At 62.7% G+C, this 15,461-nt stretch carries 13 protein-coding genes; 7 read left to right on the top strand and 6 right to left on the bottom strand.

What is annotated here, in order from left to right:
• Positions 1-26 precede the first annotated feature (26 nt).
• Together narJ and narI are read left to right on the top strand one after the other, a co-directional pair.
• On the top strand, positions 27-887 hold the full coding sequence (gene narJ / locus HMPREF2978_RS02645) for a nitrate reductase molybdenum cofactor assembly chaperone (RefSeq protein WP_070528806.1): 861 nt from the start codon (positions 27-29) through the stop codon (positions 885-887).
• A 9-nt stretch (positions 888-896) separates the two neighbouring features.
• The gene (gene narI / locus HMPREF2978_RS02640) at positions 897-1,679 is read left to right on the top strand and encodes a respiratory nitrate reductase subunit gamma (RefSeq protein WP_070528812.1); all 783 of its coding nucleotides are present in this window, start codon (positions 897-899) and stop codon (positions 1,677-1,679) included.
• A gap of 85 nt (positions 1,680-1,764) precedes the next feature.
• Here the strand turns inward: narI and HMPREF2978_RS02635 are convergent, their stop codons facing one another.
• Positions 1,765-3,144: a multicopper oxidase domain-containing protein gene (locus HMPREF2978_RS02635; protein ID WP_070528814.1), complete on the bottom strand. Its 1,380-nt coding sequence runs from the start codon at positions 3,142-3,144 to the stop codon at positions 1,765-1,767.
• The gene (locus HMPREF2978_RS02630; protein WP_070528817.1) at positions 3,125-4,324 is read right to left on the bottom strand and encodes a beta-carotene 15,15'-monooxygenase; all 1,200 of its coding nucleotides are present in this window, start codon (positions 4,322-4,324) and stop codon (positions 3,125-3,127) included. Before HMPREF2978_RS02630 ends, HMPREF2978_RS02635 begins: the two co-directional genes overlap by 20 nt.
• A gap of 94 nt (positions 4,325-4,418) precedes the next feature.
• On the opposite strand from HMPREF2978_RS02630, the gene HMPREF2978_RS02625 reads away from it, so the two are divergent.
• The 4 genes from HMPREF2978_RS02625 to HMPREF2978_RS02610 all read left to right on the top strand — a co-directional run bounded on the left by HMPREF2978_RS02625 (position 4,419) and on the right by HMPREF2978_RS02610 (position 7,995).
• A complete protein-coding gene (locus HMPREF2978_RS02625; RefSeq protein WP_070528820.1) occupies positions 4,419-4,679 on the top strand; it encodes a DUF2249 domain-containing protein in 261 nt (86 codons plus the stop codon).
• Between the two features lie 22 nt (positions 4,680-4,701).
• Complete coding sequence (modA, locus tag HMPREF2978_RS02620; protein WP_070743943.1) at positions 4,702-5,424, top strand: molybdate ABC transporter substrate-binding protein; 723 nt, start codon at positions 4,702-4,704, stop codon at positions 5,422-5,424.
• Positions 5,425-7,179: an ATP-binding cassette domain-containing protein gene (locus tag HMPREF2978_RS02615; protein WP_070743941.1), complete on the top strand. Its 1,755-nt coding sequence runs from the start codon at positions 5,425-5,427 to the stop codon at positions 7,177-7,179.
• A gap of 117 nt (positions 7,180-7,296) precedes the next feature.
• Entirely contained in the window at positions 7,297-7,995 is a 699-nt protein-coding gene (locus tag HMPREF2978_RS02610; RefSeq protein WP_070528829.1) for a helix-turn-helix transcriptional regulator, read from the top strand.
• Positions 7,996-8,000: 5 nt separating this feature from the next.
• Here the strand turns inward: HMPREF2978_RS02610 and thrB are convergent, their stop codons facing one another.
• The 4 genes from thrB to argS all read right to left on the bottom strand — a co-directional run bounded on the left by thrB (position 8,001) and on the right by argS (position 13,430).
• Positions 8,001-8,924: a homoserine kinase gene (gene thrB / locus HMPREF2978_RS02605; RefSeq protein WP_070528831.1), complete on the bottom strand. Its 924-nt coding sequence runs from the start codon at positions 8,922-8,924 to the stop codon at positions 8,001-8,003.
• Between the two features lie 17 nt (positions 8,925-8,941).
• On the bottom strand, positions 8,942-10,267 hold the full coding sequence (locus tag HMPREF2978_RS02600) for a homoserine dehydrogenase (RefSeq protein WP_070528834.1): 1,326 nt from the start codon (positions 10,265-10,267) through the stop codon (positions 8,942-8,944).
• 151 nt (positions 10,268-10,418) lie between these two features.
• Positions 10,419-11,756, bottom strand: coding sequence for a diaminopimelate decarboxylase (gene lysA / locus HMPREF2978_RS02595; protein WP_070528837.1), 1,338 nt, complete (start codon positions 11,754-11,756; stop codon positions 10,419-10,421).
• 12 nt (positions 11,757-11,768) lie between these two features.
• The gene (gene argS, locus HMPREF2978_RS02590) at positions 11,769-13,430 is read right to left on the bottom strand and encodes an arginine--tRNA ligase (protein WP_070743939.1); all 1,662 of its coding nucleotides are present in this window, start codon (positions 13,428-13,430) and stop codon (positions 11,769-11,771) included.
• Positions 13,431-13,666: 236 nt separating this feature from the next.
• On the opposite strand from argS, the gene HMPREF2978_RS02585 reads away from it, so the two are divergent.
• Positions 13,667-15,319 carry an L-lactate permease gene (locus HMPREF2978_RS02585; protein WP_070743937.1) on the top strand — a complete coding sequence of 551 codons (1,653 nt, stop codon included), beginning with the start codon at positions 13,667-13,669 and terminating at the stop codon, positions 15,317-15,319.
• The last annotated feature ends 142 nt before the right edge of the window (positions 15,320-15,461 follow it).

The raw sequence follows: 15,461 nt of genomic DNA, 5'->3' as shown, positions 1-15,461 counted from the left end.
AGCATGTACAAGCTAGGAGAACGAGGATGAATATCTTTGAGAAGCTGGCGCAGCGCCGAGCCGCAGCCAAGCTCAGCGCTACCCACCGCAGCACTGCCTCACACGGCGGTCCAGCGGGCGCGCCGCTTGACGACGCCATCGCTGGTTACGGAACTCCGGCCGGCATCGGCAGCGCGGGCGGGGCGAAGGATCTCAAGCGAACCGCGCGCACGCACACCGGGCCGGTCCCGACGGACTTCGTGGATCCGGTGAGGATGAGCGAAGAGCAACGCCGTACTGTAGCGATGTCCGCGGCCGTGTTGCTCCACTACCCCAACGCGGACTACCTTGAGCGGCTTGCCGTGGTGGAGGAATCTACCGCCGGGCTGCCTGAGGAAGTGCGAACCTGCTTTTCGGAGTTTGCCGCGTGGGCCACAGAAGCCGGCCTACGAGCCATCGAAGAACACTACGTGGAGACTTTCGATCAGCGCCGCCGGTGTTCGCTCTACCTTTCCTACTATGCGGTAGGTGATACCCGCCAACGCGGCATGGCAATCCTGGCCTTCCGCCAACAACTAGAGTCGATGGGGCTTTTCCCCAACGACGACGAGCTAGCTGATCACCTCTGCGTGGTCCTCGAAGCTGTTGCCATGGCTGAGGGCGCTCATCACGCGCACGCCATCGAGATGCTGGCCAGCCACCGTCAGGGCCTCGAGGTGCTGCGCGCAGCATTGCTGGGTTTGGGTTCACCCTTTGCGTCGCTCATCACCGCGGTGTGCGCATCCCTGCCTGCCGTGGATCCCGACACCGCGCAAAAATACGTTGACCTTATCCGCACGGGCCCACCGGCAGAGATGGTGGGCATCGCTGATCTTCCATTTCCGACCACCCAACCCGACTACATTTAAGGACCACCCATGGACTATTTCACTAACTTCCTCTGGGGCGCATTCCCGTGGTTGGCTATCGCTGCCTTCGTTGTAGGCACGTTCTGGCGCTGGCGCACAGACCAGTTTGGCTGGACCACGCATTCCACCCAGATCTACGAGTCAAAGCTGCTCCGCCTTTCTTCCCCGCTGTTCCACTGGGGCATGGTCTTTGTGATCATCGGCCACCTCATGGGCCTCGCCATTCCCAAATCCTGGACGCGGGCGATGGGAATTAGCGATGCCGTCTACCACCTCATCGCCACCATCCCCGGTACTCTTGCGGCCATCGCCGTCGTGCTGGGCTTCATCGGCTTGCTCTACCGCCGCATAGTCAATCGCTCCGTTTTCCTGTCGACCTCAACCTCGGACAAGGTGATGTACCTCGTGCTTGGCCTAGCGATTGCCTCCGGCACTATCGCGACGGTAAGCACCCAGGTATTTGGTGGGCCTCATGGATACGACTACCGTGAGACCATCTCCCCGTGGCTGCGTGATTTGTTGGTGTTCAATCTCCACCCGGAAACCATGGCGGATGTGCCGTGGCAATTCAAGGTGCACGTGCTCTGCGGGTTCACAATTATCGCAGTATGGCCTTTTACCCGATTGGTGCATGCCTTCTCCGCCCCGGTGGGCTACGTCACCCGTCCGTACGTGGTCTACCGTTCTCGGGATAACCGCACCACTGATATGCGCGGTCACACCGCGTGGGAACCTGTACGCTCCCACCGCGCGCAGCTCGATGCCAGCGAGACTCCCTCGCACGGCGCCTAAAAAGGTTCAAGCGGCCTGGCACAGCCCTCTCACTGAGGGCTGCTGCCAGGCCGCTTCTCTTTCCCCTTGCTAGCCTGCTAGCCGTCTATTCCACGATGAATTGGCCGTGCTGGCCCTTCTCCGCGTTCGTCATGAGGTGGTTGACAAAGGAGTAGGTCCCCGGCTCGTTGAAGGTCATCTCCACGAATCCGCCCTGGGCAGGTAGAAGGTCGAGCGCCTGGGATCCGGAATCCTTCGCGCCCTTAATCAGGTAAGCGCCTTCCTTGTACACGGTGTCGAATTGCTCGCCCACGACGTGGAAGCTCAACGGCAGATCCGGGCCGAGGTTAACCAGCCAGATGCGCACGGTATCGCCCACCTTCGCGCGCAGCGGGGCTAAGCCTTCGTCATATTGATTGGGATAGTAGTTAAAGGCCGTGAGGTCATAGTCGCCGTCGCTGACTCGCTGCGCATCCGCACCGTCAGCTTCCTTACCGGCGGAGGCCAGGAAGACCTCGCTCGCCGTCATGACGTACTCCGCATCGACGTCTGCCAGCGCATCCTCGCCGCGCGGATCGATGATCACCGCTCCTGCCATGCCGTTGGCAATGTGCAGACTCATCGGCATGGTTGAGCAGTGGTACATCCAGATACCCGCCCTGTGGGCCTCGAATTCATAGGTCAGCGATTCACCCGGCTGGATCGTCTTCATGTTCTTATCCGGGTTGACCTCACCGGCATGAAAATCCACCGAGTGCCCCATCGAGCCTTCGTTTTTGATGGTGATGCGGAACGTATCCCCTACCTTGCCGCGCAGAGTTGGTCCGGGCGCCTGCCCGTTGAAAAGCCAGCGAGTTTGGCGCACTCCTGGGGCGACTTCCATCTCTTCCTCAGTCATCACCCAGGTTTCCTCATGGAGGTCGCCTTCGGCGGGGGCAAGGGAGGCGTCGACGGCTTCGAAACCTTCGCGAGCTGCCATGCGCTCGGCAACCGAGGGCACCTTCGCCGGGGCACCAGCAGAGCCCGTGCTTTCCGATACCCCCGCATGATCATGCCCACTCGAAGCGGAGTCATCGACATTGACCATGAACGTCATGCCCTGCATCTTGTGGCCGGCGATCGTGCAATATCCTTCGATGGACTCCTCAATGACCCCGGCATCCAGCTGCACGGTCTCGCCCGGTTCTACCCGTCCGGTCTCCTCGCGTCCGATCTTCAGGTCATGTACCTGGTCACCGGTGTTGGTGAAGTTCACTACGAGGTGACTGCCCGCGGCCACGTCAATGGAGGACGGGACAAAGGCCATGCCGTCCACGGAGACGTCAACAGTCACGGCGTCGGCGGATGCCACCGTGGCTGGGTCCTGCTTGCCTGTGGCCGAGTTGAACACCGCCAGCCCAATGACGGCGAGAAGCGCCACGATGATAATGAGCCAGGATGCCCATTGCTTCTCAGAATGCTCCTGTTTAACGGGCGCGCTTGACATGAACTTCTCCTTGAGGTGACGAGACGGCCCACACCAGGGCCACAATATTGGCGATGAGGCCTAGCCCCATCATGATAAGCCCGGCGAAGGACACGCCAGCAATGCCAAGAAGGCTGAGCACGCCGCCGAGATTGATGAGCCCCACGCGCAGGAACCCTGCGAGGTGCCCACGTGCGGGACGTGCCGCCCCGGCCAGGATGGGCAGCATGTGGTGGAGCACCCCGGTCACGAGCTGCAGTAGGCCGGCACCAAGAAATGCCGGCATGAGCAGCAAGGTAACCGCACGCGGGTAGGCCCCTGCGACGGTAGCGGCGGCATCACCGGCGCAGAGCGCCACCATCCACACCAGGCCTGCCATCGCGGACACGCTTGCCGTCGTCTTTTCGCCGCCAAGAGCGCTGGCAAACACGGGCTGGATGATGAGCACGGCAGCGAGCACCGTGAGCAGCTGTGCCATGCCGGCGGCGCGGGTGAGCCCGGAGGCGTCGGCAAGCATGGCCGCCGCCAGGCCCACGCAATGCACTGCCAAAGCCCGGCTGCACCGCGCCCGGGCCACCGAGGAAAAGGGGGTCCGGGTAAACGTCGGCACAAGCGTGATGACCGTGCCCAGGATAGTAAGCAAGGCGAAGCCCCACACCATCCCGCGTGAGTGCGCTGCCACCAATAACGAGTAGTTTCCCACCCCGTGCGCAGCAAGGATGACCACGAGCACCGAGAGAACCATGAAACAGGCCGCAGCCAGATAAAAGGGCACGGTGACGGCGAAGGAACCAGACAATGACCCCCGGAGCTTGCCCCACAGCGCCCGCAGGTGCCACGCAACGGCAGCGATGACGAGAGCGGAGCCGATATCCGCAAGCACGCCCCAGTCGTAGCCTGCGCGATCAACGAGTAAAAGAACCAGCCCCACCTGAACCAGCCCCACCCGCGCGCCCACCCCGAGGAACCCTGTGGCCGGGGTGCGGGTCAGCGCCTCCGTGAAGTGGGTGCTGAATACGAGGATGGCGGTGGTCAGCGCCCCGAGGGTGAAAGGATGAATGAGGTCCCACCATACGACGGGCGCGCCCCAGATATTCGCCACGGTGATCCCCACGCCTGCCACAATCCAGAACGCGACGAGGCTGAAAGCAATGGTGTGCCAGCGCCGGCGAGAAGCCAGGGAGACATCACGCAGAGACATATCTGACATTTTTATTTGCACGGATATAATCGTAGTAAATTAGTTGCACGGGCAGCAACGCCCGCCGCCCTAGAACTCGAAAGGGATAACCCGAATGAACTTGCCGCTTGTTGACGCCTCCAAGGGCCACGACATCCCCACCCTCAACGCCTCCGAAATCCCTCACGCAGTGCGCCACGGTGCCATCCACGGAGCGCTGGGCACCCTCAACGTGGGCGAATCCATGATTCTCATTGCTCCCCACGACCCGCTTCCGCTGCTCAAGGAGGTGGACCAGCGGGAGGAGTCCTTCACGCGTGAGTACCTCAAGAAGGAACCAAAGGAAGTACATATTAAATTCACGCGAACCGCGTAGAGCTCCCGTAAGCTGACTGAACATGCGCCTTCTCAAGATTGCCGTCCCCGTCCTTGCCGCCGCGCTGACTGTCGCTGGCTGCACCTCCAGCTCCGACGAGCCATTGCAGGTATTTGCAGCGTCCTCCACGCGCGTGCTCAATGACGACCTCTCCAGCGCTTCTGAAACTCCGCTGGCCTTCAACAATGGCGGCTCTTCCGCGCTCGTTCAACAGATCAATGAAGGAGCGCCCGCAGATCTGCTCCTTACTGCCTCTCGCGAGACCATGGAGAATGCGACTGCGCAAGGCAGCGTGGACACTTCTGTAGCCCTCGCTAGCAACGTCATGGTCATGGTGGTGCCGAAGGGCAATCCTTTAGGTCTGCGCTCCGCTGCCGATCTGGATTCCTCCGCACGCTTGGTTCTTTGCGATCCCAGCGTTCCCTGCGGTGCCATTTCCACGCGCATCATGGAGGCCAATAATTGGGATCTGCAGGCCTCCTCCTTGGAGGGACAGGTAGCTGACGTCCTGGGTAAGGTCGCCTCAGGTGAGGCGGACGCAGGGTGGGTTTACTCCACTGATGCCGCCGCTAACGAGGATGTCGAGGCCATTCCGCTCGACCACGCGGAAAACTTCCGCAACGAGATCATGGGCGCGGTGGTGTCTGATTCACCACGGCATGAGGAAGCCCAAGAGGTCCTCTCGCTCCTCGAGTCGGATTTTGATAGCACCTGGGAAAAGTACGGTTTCACCCCGGTGAACTAAGTGTCACCCACGTTTTTGCGCGAGCAGCGCCCGCGGACAACCTGGCCGGCCATCGCCACCGGCGCGCTCGCCGCGCTCTACATCCTTGCCCCGGTCCTCGCCCTCGGAGTGCGGGTACCGTGGCCGAAGCTCTCCGACACGCTGAGCGCTCCGGCGACCCATGACCTCCTCCGCGTCAGCCTCTCCGCAGCGGCCTTGTCGACCTTGCTGTCGACATTCCTGGGCACCTGCCTGGCGCTGTGGCTCCAGCAGCTACGCCGTGTTTCTCACCTTGTGAGGCTGGTGGTTTACCTCCCTTTGGCCTTGCCTCCTGTGGTCGGCGGCTTGGCCCTTACCGCGCTACTCGGGCGCCGTGGACTCCTTGGCCCGGCATTGGAGCAGGCAGGGCTGCACGTCTCTTTCGCCTTCCCCGGTGTCGTGGCAGCACATCTCTTTGTCACCCTCCCCTTCGTGGTGGTGGCGGTGGATTCTGCTTTGCGGCAGCTCGATCCTGAGGTCGTGGCTAGCGCGCGGGGCATCGGCCTCAGCACAAGCACCATCCTTCGACACATCATCCTCCCGGCTATCCTCCCCGCCGTGTTCACGGGCGGTGCACTGGCTTTCGCCCGCTCACTGGGTGAATTTGGAACGACGATCACCTTCGCCGGATCCCTGCCCGGTTCTACCCGAACCATGCCGAGCGGTATCTACCTTGAACGTGAAGTCAGCGCGGACAATGCCTATGCTCTGTCGGCCGTGTTAATCGGGATAGCCATCCTTACGCTCACCGCTGCCGGAATGCCCCTGCTGCTACGGCGCCGCCGCGAGCAAGCTGTACGCGCTTTGCAGCCGATGGACCCAAATGCACTCCGCGCGGCGACTGCCCCGCTGACGCCGCCCCACGATCTTTCCGTGACGGTCGGCGACACCACCACGACGTTCCGAGGCGGGCGCGTAACCGCGGTGGTCGGACCCAACGGCGCCGGTAAGACCACACTGATGCGTTTTATTAGCGGGCGGCTCCAGGGAGCGCAAACTAACACTGAACGCGTCATCATGCTCTCTCAAAACCCCGGGCTACCGCCCACAGCCACCGTGGCTCAAGCGTTGACCATGGTGACCAATGACCCGCGACGGACGGAGGAGTTACTGAAGGCCGCCGGACTGCAGGAGCTAGTCCATGTCTCCGAGCTCTCCGGCGGCCAGGCCGCGCAAGTTGCACTTCTGCGCGCGCTCGCGGCACGGCCAGAGGTATTGGTTGCGGATGAGCCCTTTGCCGCCATGGACGTCGAATCCGCCGCACGGTGGCGCCACCTCCTGTGTATCTCGGCCGCTGACCGCACCACGGTCATTGTCACCCACAGCCGCGTGGACCTCACCACGCTTGCGGATGACGTCGCGGTGATGGAAGCCGGCGAAGTCACTTCCCAAGGCCCTGCGGACCGACTATTGGAGCAGCCCACCACCCGCTTCATGGCGGAGCTAGCGGGCGTTAATGTTCTGCGCGGTTCCCTCAGAGGAGACGCGTTTGCTCCAGACCGCGACGGTGAGCACTGGGCGGCCTTCCCGCAGTCAGCGCTGCACTTCGACTCCACTGACGCGCAGCATGCCACCAGTTTGAGTGCCACCATTGTGGCTGATTTGGGAAGCTCTACCCTCGTTGATATCGACGGCCAACGGGTCACGGTGGGCCAGCCAGCGCGTAAAAACGCTCCCGGTCAGGCGGTGCCGGTGGCGCTCGACTCCAGCGCCCTCACGGTCTATACCCGTACTTAATCTACTGGGTCTGCCCACGTCGTGAGGAAGATCTCGGTATTTAAACTCACCACGATAGTAGAAATTCGACGGAGTGGATGTAGGATCCTCGTAGCGTTTACCAAGGAGCTACAGTCCATGTCCACAATGTCTACCCATAGTCCTCGCTCATCTAGCGAGCTATTTCCTGACACGATGAGGCTCTCCCCCAAGCAGCGCGAAGTCCTCTCGGTTCTACAGACGTTCCCGCAAGGAGCGCGGGCCGCAGCAATTGCTAAGAAAATGGGCATGCACGTTAACACAGCGCGCGGGCATCTGGACGAACTCGTCGGAGCCGGGGCGGTGCGGGTAGTCACTGCCCCAGCGAAAGGGCGTGGGCGCCCCTCCCTGATCTTCCAAGTGCGGGTACCCGACAACCGTTCGGTGGCGGAAGAATACGTCACGCTGATTAGCGTGTTAGTCAAAGCGCTCGCGGATAAAAATCAACTCAATGATTATTCTTCCGAACAAGCACGAGAGATCGGCCGCGCATGGGCTAAGGCCGCGGCCAGCAGCCACGGCGCTGAGGCGCTGGCACCGCTCTACCAAACCATGCGCGATATGGGCTTTGACCCGGTAACCTCGGCCGAGCAATTCGACCAGGAGGGCCGCACCGACGTGGAGCTGAACGCCTGCCCCTTTGTGACCGCCGGTGTAGAGCCCTCCCCCTTCGTCTGCGCCATCCACGATGGCTACTTAGAGCAGGCGGCTGCCGATTCCGGCGGTCGGTTAAACCTGAAGCTCATCCCCAAGTCCGGCAACGGTGTGTGCCGGATCAGTGTGGAAAAGTCCAGCTAACTAGCCTAGCCACGCTCGACGGAGACCGGCCCGGCGACCTCCAGCTCCAGCACGCGCAGGTTCTGTTCGCGGGCGTCATCGAGGATGGCTTCCTCGATGGGCTCGGTGTGCAGGACCATGACGGTAGGGCCGGCGCCCGACAAGTAGGCGGCATAGCCGCGGTTGCGCAGGCGGTTGACCCACTCCGCGGTAACCGGCAGCACGTCAGCGCGATAAGGCTGGTGCAGGCGGTCGCGGGTGCCCTCCCACAGCAGGTCCGGATAGGCCGTCAGCGCCGCCACGTTCACTGCGGTGCGGGAGACGTTGAAGGCGGCGTCGGCATGGGTGACGTGCGAGGGCAGCACGCGGCGCACTGCCTGCGTCGAGGCATGGAAGTCCGGGACCAAGGCCGTCGCCTTGATGCTCGGGTGCACCTCTAAGGTGGCGGCGCGGTACTCCGGAAGGGAGCGGCCGTCGACAGGCACGGTGGTCCAAGAGACCACAGCATTGCCTAACACGGAGGCCGCAGCATTATCCGGGTGGCCTTCGAAGGCAGATGACAGCTGCACAACCTGCTCTTCGGAGAGTGGGAATCCAGCCAAGCCGTTGCCCGCGGCAACACCTGCCACCGCGGCGGACGCCGAGGAGCCCAGGCCACGGGACTGCGGGATGTTATTCGTGCACACCACGCGCAGGCCAGAGACTTCGACGTCGGCGGCCTTGAGTGCGGAACGGATGGCCTTGACCACGAGGTGGGAGCCGTCGCGCGGCAGTTCATCGGCGCCCTCTCCGAAGATCTCTACCTCCAAGCCGGAGCGGGTGACCTCTACCTCCACGGTGTCGTAGAGGCTCAGCGCGATGCCGAGGGTGTCATAGCCCGGCCCCAGGTTGGCCGAGGAGGCGGGAACCTGGACGGTGACCTTGGAGCCTACTTCGATATCGATACTCATTGTTGTACCTAAGCTCCTTAGACGCCCAGGCGGATGACGGAGTGAACGGCCTTGACCTCATCGAGCTCTCCAAGGGCGGCGACGATATCCTCGAGGACTGCTTCCTTCGCCGCGTGGGTGACCACAATGAGGCGAGCGGTAGCATCGCCGTCTTCCTGGCGCACGGTGCGCAGGGAGACCCCGTGGCGGGCAAAGACACCGGAGATGGCGGAGAGCACGCCGGTGCGGTCTTCAACTTCCATGTCGACGTGATAACGAGTTTCCACTTCTCCGAACTCCGCAATAGGTAGGTTGGCGTAGGTGTTCTCCCCCGGTGCACGGCCGCCGTGGACAATGTTGCGTGCCGCACCGATGACATCACCCAGCACAGCAGATGCCGTGGGGTTACCGCCGGCGCCGTTGCCGTAGAACATCAGCGAGCCAGCGGCCTCTGCCTCGACGAAGATGGCGTTGTAGGACTGGCTGACCGAAGCCAGCGGGTGCTCCTTCGGCACCAAGGTCGGGTGCACGCGGGCGTTGACGGATTCCGCACCGGTCTCCTCATCGACGAGGCGCTCGCAGATAGCCAGCAGCTTGATGGAGTAGCCAGCCTGATTAGCAGCCTTGATGTCATCCGCGGTGATCTTGGAAATACCCTCGCAATAAACATCGTCGAAGGTCAGGCGGGTGTAGAAACCCAGGGATGCCAGGATGGCGGCCTTGGAGGCGGCGTCGTGGCCCTCCACGTCAGCGGTAGGATCGGCCTCCGCATAGCCCAGGCGCGTGGCCTCAGCCAGTGCGTCCTCATAGGAGGCGCCGGTGGACTCCATGGCGTCCAGGATGAAGTTCGTGGTGCCGTTGACGATTCCGGAGATGCGCTGGATCTTGTCACCGGCTAGGGAGCGGCGCAGCATGCCAACGACCGGAATGGCGGCGGCCACGGCGGCCTCGAAGTACAGGTCAACGTCGGCGCGGTCGGCGGCCTCAGCGAGCTCATCCGCGTGTGCGGCCACGAGAGCCTTGTTGGCGGTAACCACGGACTTGCCGGCATTGAGGGCTGCGAGGACGAGCTCGCGCGGGAAATCAATGCCGCCGATGACCTCGACGACGAGGTCGATATCATCGCGCAGGACAAGCGCCTTGGCGTCGTCGGTCAGCAGCTCCGCCGGCACGCCCGGGCGCAGCTTGTTCTTGTTGTGCACGGCGACGCCGCGGATCTCCACGGGGCCGCCGATGCGGTGCGCAAAAGCGTCAGCGTTCTCCTGCACGAGGCGGAAAACCTCGGCGCCCACGGTGCCAAATCCAAGCAGCGCGATTCCTACGGGTTCGCCTTCGGGCTTCTTGCTACGGTTCGTCGTCGTCATGGTGTCCCCTTGTTGAAATTGCGAAAGATTCTTACGTGCTAGCCCATCACTATACAGAACGAGCTGTCTATTTCTATACAAAATGGCCGGCACAACGTGCGACCGGCCATGTCTTTGTGAATAAAATGCGGTGAGCTGTGGCAACGCCGCGCTAGTCGACGTCCAACGCCAGCAAGTCCTCCACCGTTTCCCGGCGCAGCATGAGCGAGGCTTTGCCGTCACGCACGGAGACGACCGCCGGGCGCAAAGCACCGTTATAGCGCGAGGCCATCATGTACTGATAGGCACCGGTGGTGGCGAAAGCGAGGAGATCCCCGGTAGTGATATCCGAGGGGAAACGGCGCTCGTTGACCAGAATGTCGCCGGACTCACAGTGGAAGCCCACGATGCGCGAATCTACGGGCTCGCCCTGGGTGCGGCGGTTGACCACGCGCACGTCGTACTCCGAGCCATAGAGCGCCGGCCGGATGTTATCGGACATGCCACCGTCCACGGAGAGGTAGCGGCGCATCGGCAGATCCGCCTTGCCGGTCTCCACATCCTTGACCGTGCCCACCCGGTAGACGGTGACCGCGGAGGCGCCCACTAAAGAGCGGCCGGGCTCCACCAGCACGAAGGGCGGCTTGATACCGAGCTCGGTAGCGGTGCGCTCCACGGCGTCGAGCAGGTCCTTGGCCAGCGTGGCGACGTCGAGGGCTTCCTCGTATTCCATGTAGGGAATGCCGAAGCCGCCGCCCAAGTCCAGTTCCTCGAGGGCAACTCCGAGCTCGGAGTGGATGCGCTTGTACAGGCTCAGCACGCGCTCGGCTGCCAGCTTGAAGCCATCGGCGTTAAACACTGAGGAGCCCACGTGGCAGTGCAAGCCCACGAGCTTAAGGTTCGCGGATTCCAGCACCGTGCGAGCGACATCGAAAGCGGCGCCGGTGGACAGGGAGATGCCGAACTTTTGATCCTCGTGAGCCGTGGCGATGAATTCGTGCGTGTGGGCATCCACGCCAGGCTTCACGCGGATCATCACCGGCTGCACACGCCCGGCGGCCGCAGCGATGCTGTTGAGGCGCGAGAGCTCCGACGCGTTATCCAGCACCACATGGCCAATGCCCTCGTTTACGCACAGTTCGAGGTACTCGTCTTCCTTGTTATTGCCGTGCGCGGTCATGCGCTCCGACGGGAAGTCCGCGGCAAGCGCCAGCTTGGCCTCGTTAAGGGAGGCCACGTCAAGACACAGGCCCTCCTCATCGACCCAGCGCACGATGCGCTTGGTAATGAAAGCCTTGGAAGCATAGTGCACGTGGTCAGGGCCGCCGAAGGCCTGGGCCATGTCCCGGCAGCGCGAGCGGAAGTCCTGCTCATCGAAAACATAGAGCGGGGTGCCGTATTCTTCAGCCAGCTCGGTCAGGGAAACGCCACCAATCGAGACCACACCATCGGAGCCTCGAGCGGCGTTGCGCGGCCATACGTGGGCCGGAAGAGAATTGAAATCAGTCATCGATACCTTTTCTTACATCTTCTCCGGTGCGCTGACCCCGACCATGGTCAAGGCATTGGACATGACCTGGCGGGTGGCGCTGGCCAAGGCGAGGCGTGCAGAGTGAATCGGCTCTGTCTCTTCACCGGCCTTTGGCAGCACCTGGCACTGGTCATAGAAGCGGTGGAACACGGCGGCAAGCTCCTCGGCATAGCGCGCGATGCGGTGCGGTTCGCGCAGCGTGGCGGCGGTGGCCACAACCTCCGGGAACTCGCCCAGGGTGCGGATGAGGTCGCCCTCCTTGTCGTGGGTGAGGAGGTCGAAGGGGGCGTCGCCAAGCGCGGCGGTGTCGAAGCCCAGCTCTGCTGCCTTGCGCAGGATAGAGCAAATGCGAGCGTGGCCATACTGCACGTAGTAGACCGGGTTATCCGCCGACTGCGAAGCCCACAGGCCCAAGTCGATGTCCAGGCTGGAATCCACGGAGGAGCGCACCAGGGAGTAGCGGGCGCCGTCGACGCCAATGGCCTCGACAAGGTCATCAAGGGTGATGACGGTGCCGGCACGCTTCGACATCTTGACCGCCTTACCGTCGCGGACCAGGTTCACCATCTGCCCGATGAGCACCTCGACGGCCTCCGGGTCATAACCCAAAGCCTGGGCCGAGGCACGCAAGCGGGAGATGTAACCGTGGTGGTCAGCGCCCAGCATGTAGATGGCCAGGTCGTGGCCGCGGTCGAATTTATCGGCCACGTAGGCGATATCACCGGCGATATAGGCAGCATTGCCATCGGACTTGATGACCACGCGGTCCTTGTCGTCGCCGTATTCGGTGGACTTCAGCCACCACGCACCCTCGGCTTCGTAGAGTTTGCCGTTGTCCTTGAGCGTCTGGATAGCCTTCTCCACGGCACCGGATTCGAAGAGAGAATTCTCGTGGAAATACACGTCGAAGTCCACGCCAAACTCGTGGAGTGACTCCTTGATCTGGGCAAACATCATCTCCACGCCGTCAGCGCGGAAGTTCTCCTGGACCTCGGCATCGCTGCCCTCGAGAGCCTGCGGTTTCTTCTCCACTACCGCCTGCGCGATGTCCTTGATGTAGTCTCCGCCGTAGCCATCCTCCGGGGTGGGCTCGCCCTTGGCCGCGGCCACGAGGGAGCGAGCAAAACGGTCGATCTGTCCGCCGTGATCGTTGAAGTAGTATTCGCGAGTCACGTCCGCGCCGGAGGCCTCGAGCACGCGGCCGAGTGAGTCACCCACGGCGGCCCAGCGGGTGCCACCCAGATGGATCGGGCCAGTCGGGTTCGCGGAGACGAACTCCAGGTTGATCTTCTTGCCCTGGTAGGTGGTGTTGCTGCCGAAGGCTGCGCCGGCGTTGAGGACCTGGGCCACGATGGCGCCCTGCGCTGCGGCAGCGAGGCGAATATTAAGGAATCCCGGGCCCGCGATGGAGGCCTCATCGATGGCGTCATTGCCGGCGAGGGCATCCGCCAGCCACTGCGCCAGCTCGCGGGGCTGGGTGCCGGCCTTCTTGGCCACCTGGAGTGCCAGGTTGGTGGCGTAATCGCCGTGCTCCGGGTTGCGCGGGCGCTCCACGCTCACGGTCTCCGGCAGGACGGAGGAGTCCAGCTCATGCTCGGTGAGCACGGCGGCGGCAGTGTTCTTGATCAGGACGGAAAGATCTTCAGGATTCATAGGGCCAAAGTCTATCGTCTCCGCCGCTTGGAGGCGCTATCAGGTCTCAGACGTTAGCAAGGTCACTCACCCCCATCGGGTGAACAATGCAGCACAGCGAAGCGCCAAGTTCTACCCTAAAAGGCGCTATCTGAATCGATTCAATCTTTCGCCCTCTCGCTCGGCCGAAACATGCGGTGCCGCATCCTGGGGATCTCCACGAGGACGCCAGCGGGAGCCAACTGGAATTGAGATTTATGTCAACCTTCAACATCACCACCGACGCCATTGCTGGCAACGTGGGGCTTACCGCGCTGGTGTCCACGCTGCCGCTCATCGCGTTCTTCATCATGCTCTTGGGCCTCAAGGCCCGCGCCCATACCTCGGGTGCGGTAGCGCTTCTCGTGGCACTCCTCATCGCAGTCTTTGGCATGGACATGCCCACCGGCATGGCCCTGTCCTCCGCGGTGCGCGGCGGACTCTTTGGCCTCTTCCCCATCGTCTGGGTGATCATCACCGCCATCTGGTTCTACGAAGTCACCGTGGCCTCCGGCCGCTTCGAGGACCTGCGCAAGACCTTCGACCTCCTAGGCGACGGCGATATCCGCATCCAGGCCATCCTCATCGCCTTCTGCTTCGGTGGCCTGCTGGAGGCACTCGCCGGCTTCGGCGCACCGGTGGCTATTACTGCCACGATGATCCTAGCGCTGGGCGTGAAGCCCCTAAAGGCTGCCACCACCGTCCTCATTGCGAACACCGCCCCGGTGGCCTTCGGTGCCGTGGGCATCCCGGTCACCACCGCCGGTTCCGTGGGCGGCCGTACTGCTGAGCAGACCGCGGACATCGCCAGCCTCATCTCCCTGCAGGTGCTGCTCATCGCGGCGGTCGTGCCTTTCTTTATCCTCTTCATCCTCGACGGCATGCGCGGTGTTAGGGAAGCTGGCCCCGCAGCCGCCGTCATCGGCATCTCCTTCGCCATTGCCCAGTGGGCCGCGGCCACCTTCTTTGCCTACCAGCTCACCAACGTCGTGGCCTGCATCGTCTCCCTCGGCGCGGGCTTTATCTTCCTGCGTGTATGGAAGCCCAAGGGTGTGGACAGCCTGCGCGAGCGCATGAAGCTGCCCGCCCAGGAGGAGGTCACGGACCTCAATGGCAGCCGCATCTGGATGGCACTGCTGCCCTATGCAGTGGTCACCGCTGTCTTCGCCATCGCCACCGCGTGGCCGGCCATCTTCGGCTTCCTGCAGGTTAACGTTGCGTGGCCGCTTCTCGACGGCACCGTCTTCGACGCCGAAGGCCAAGCCATGGACACCGCCTTCACGTTCAACGTGCTGGGCAACCCGGGAACCCTACTGCTGATTTCCGGCATCATCGTGGCCCTTATCTACATGACCTTCAACGAGAACGGCCGCTACAAGCTGGAAGCTTCCGAGCTGCTGGCTAAGTTCGGCGAGGTTATCTCCCGTATGAAGTTCTCGGCGCTGACCATCATCCTGGTCCTCGCACTGGCCTACACCATGAACTACTCCGGCCAAACCATCTCCATCGGCCAGTTCGTGGCTTCTGTCGGCGGCATCTTCGCGCTCTTCTCCCCCGTCCTGGGCTGGATCGGCACCGCCGTCACCGGCTCGGATACCTCCGCCAACGCACTCTTTGCCAACCTGCAGGTCACCGCCGCCGAGCGCATCGGCGTCAATCCGGACCTCATGCTGGCCGCCAATACCTCCGGTGGCGTTGTGGGCAAGATGATCTCCCCGCAGTCACTGGCCATCGCCGCCACCGCCGTGCAGATGGAGGGCGAGGAATCCCGCATCTTCAAGGCGGTCGTGGGCTACTCCGTGGCCTTCCTCGCCGTCGTGTGCGTCATCGTCTTCCTCATGACCAACGTGCTGGGCTTCTTGGTCCCCTAAAAGGATTTAGCCATAAAGTTCTACACCACTAACTACCCCCAGATTCGGGCGTCTTCATCGCCCAGTCTGGGGGTTGCCTCATATCGGCCGCGACCGCTGCGACCATCACCGCACGTTAGGAATTTCACAACATTAGTGTTGC

The sequence above is a fragment of the Corynebacterium sp. HMSC074C01 genome (assembly GCF_001814605.1).
In the GTDB taxonomy this organism is placed as follows: domain Bacteria; phylum Actinomycetota; class Actinomycetes; order Mycobacteriales; family Mycobacteriaceae; genus Corynebacterium.
The sequence above is the reverse complement of the archived record's forward strand: the minus strand, read 5'-3'. Positions and strand labels throughout refer to the sequence as shown.

Excerpts from the sequence above, each read along its gene's own strand:
- narJ (WP_070528806.1), top strand. The coding sequence starts at position 27 with ATGAATATCTTTGAGAAGCTGGCGCAGCGCCGAGCCGCAGCCAAGCTC.
- narI (WP_070528812.1), top strand. The coding sequence starts at position 897 with ATGGACTATTTCACTAACTTCCTCTGGGGCGCATTCCCGTGGTTGGCT.
- HMPREF2978_RS02635 (WP_070528814.1), bottom strand. The coding sequence starts at position 3,144 with ATGTCAAGCGCGCCCGTTAAACAGGAGCATTCTGAGAAGCAATGGGCA.
- HMPREF2978_RS02630 (WP_070528817.1), bottom strand. The coding sequence starts at position 4,324 with ATGTCTCTGCGTGATGTCTCCCTGGCTTCTCGCCGGCGCTGGCACACC.
- HMPREF2978_RS02625 (WP_070528820.1), top strand. The coding sequence starts at position 4,419 with ATGAACTTGCCGCTTGTTGACGCCTCCAAGGGCCACGACATCCCCACC.
- modA (WP_070743943.1), top strand. The coding sequence starts at position 4,702 with ATGCGCCTTCTCAAGATTGCCGTCCCCGTCCTTGCCGCCGCGCTGACT.
- HMPREF2978_RS02610 (WP_070528829.1), top strand. The coding sequence starts at position 7,297 with ATGTCCACAATGTCTACCCATAGTCCTCGCTCATCTAGCGAGCTATTT.
- thrB (WP_070528831.1), bottom strand. The coding sequence starts at position 8,924 with ATGAGTATCGATATCGAAGTAGGCTCCAAGGTCACCGTCCAGGTTCCC.
- HMPREF2978_RS02600 (WP_070528834.1), bottom strand. The coding sequence starts at position 10,267 with ATGACGACGACGAACCGTAGCAAGAAGCCCGAAGGCGAACCCGTAGGA.
- lysA (WP_070528837.1), bottom strand. The coding sequence starts at position 11,756 with ATGACTGATTTCAATTCTCTTCCGGCCCACGTATGGCCGCGCAACGCC.
- argS (WP_070743939.1), bottom strand. The coding sequence starts at position 13,430 with ATGAATCCTGAAGATCTTTCCGTCCTGATCAAGAACACTGCCGCCGCC.
- HMPREF2978_RS02585 (WP_070743937.1), top strand. The coding sequence starts at position 13,667 with ATGTCAACCTTCAACATCACCACCGACGCCATTGCTGGCAACGTGGGG.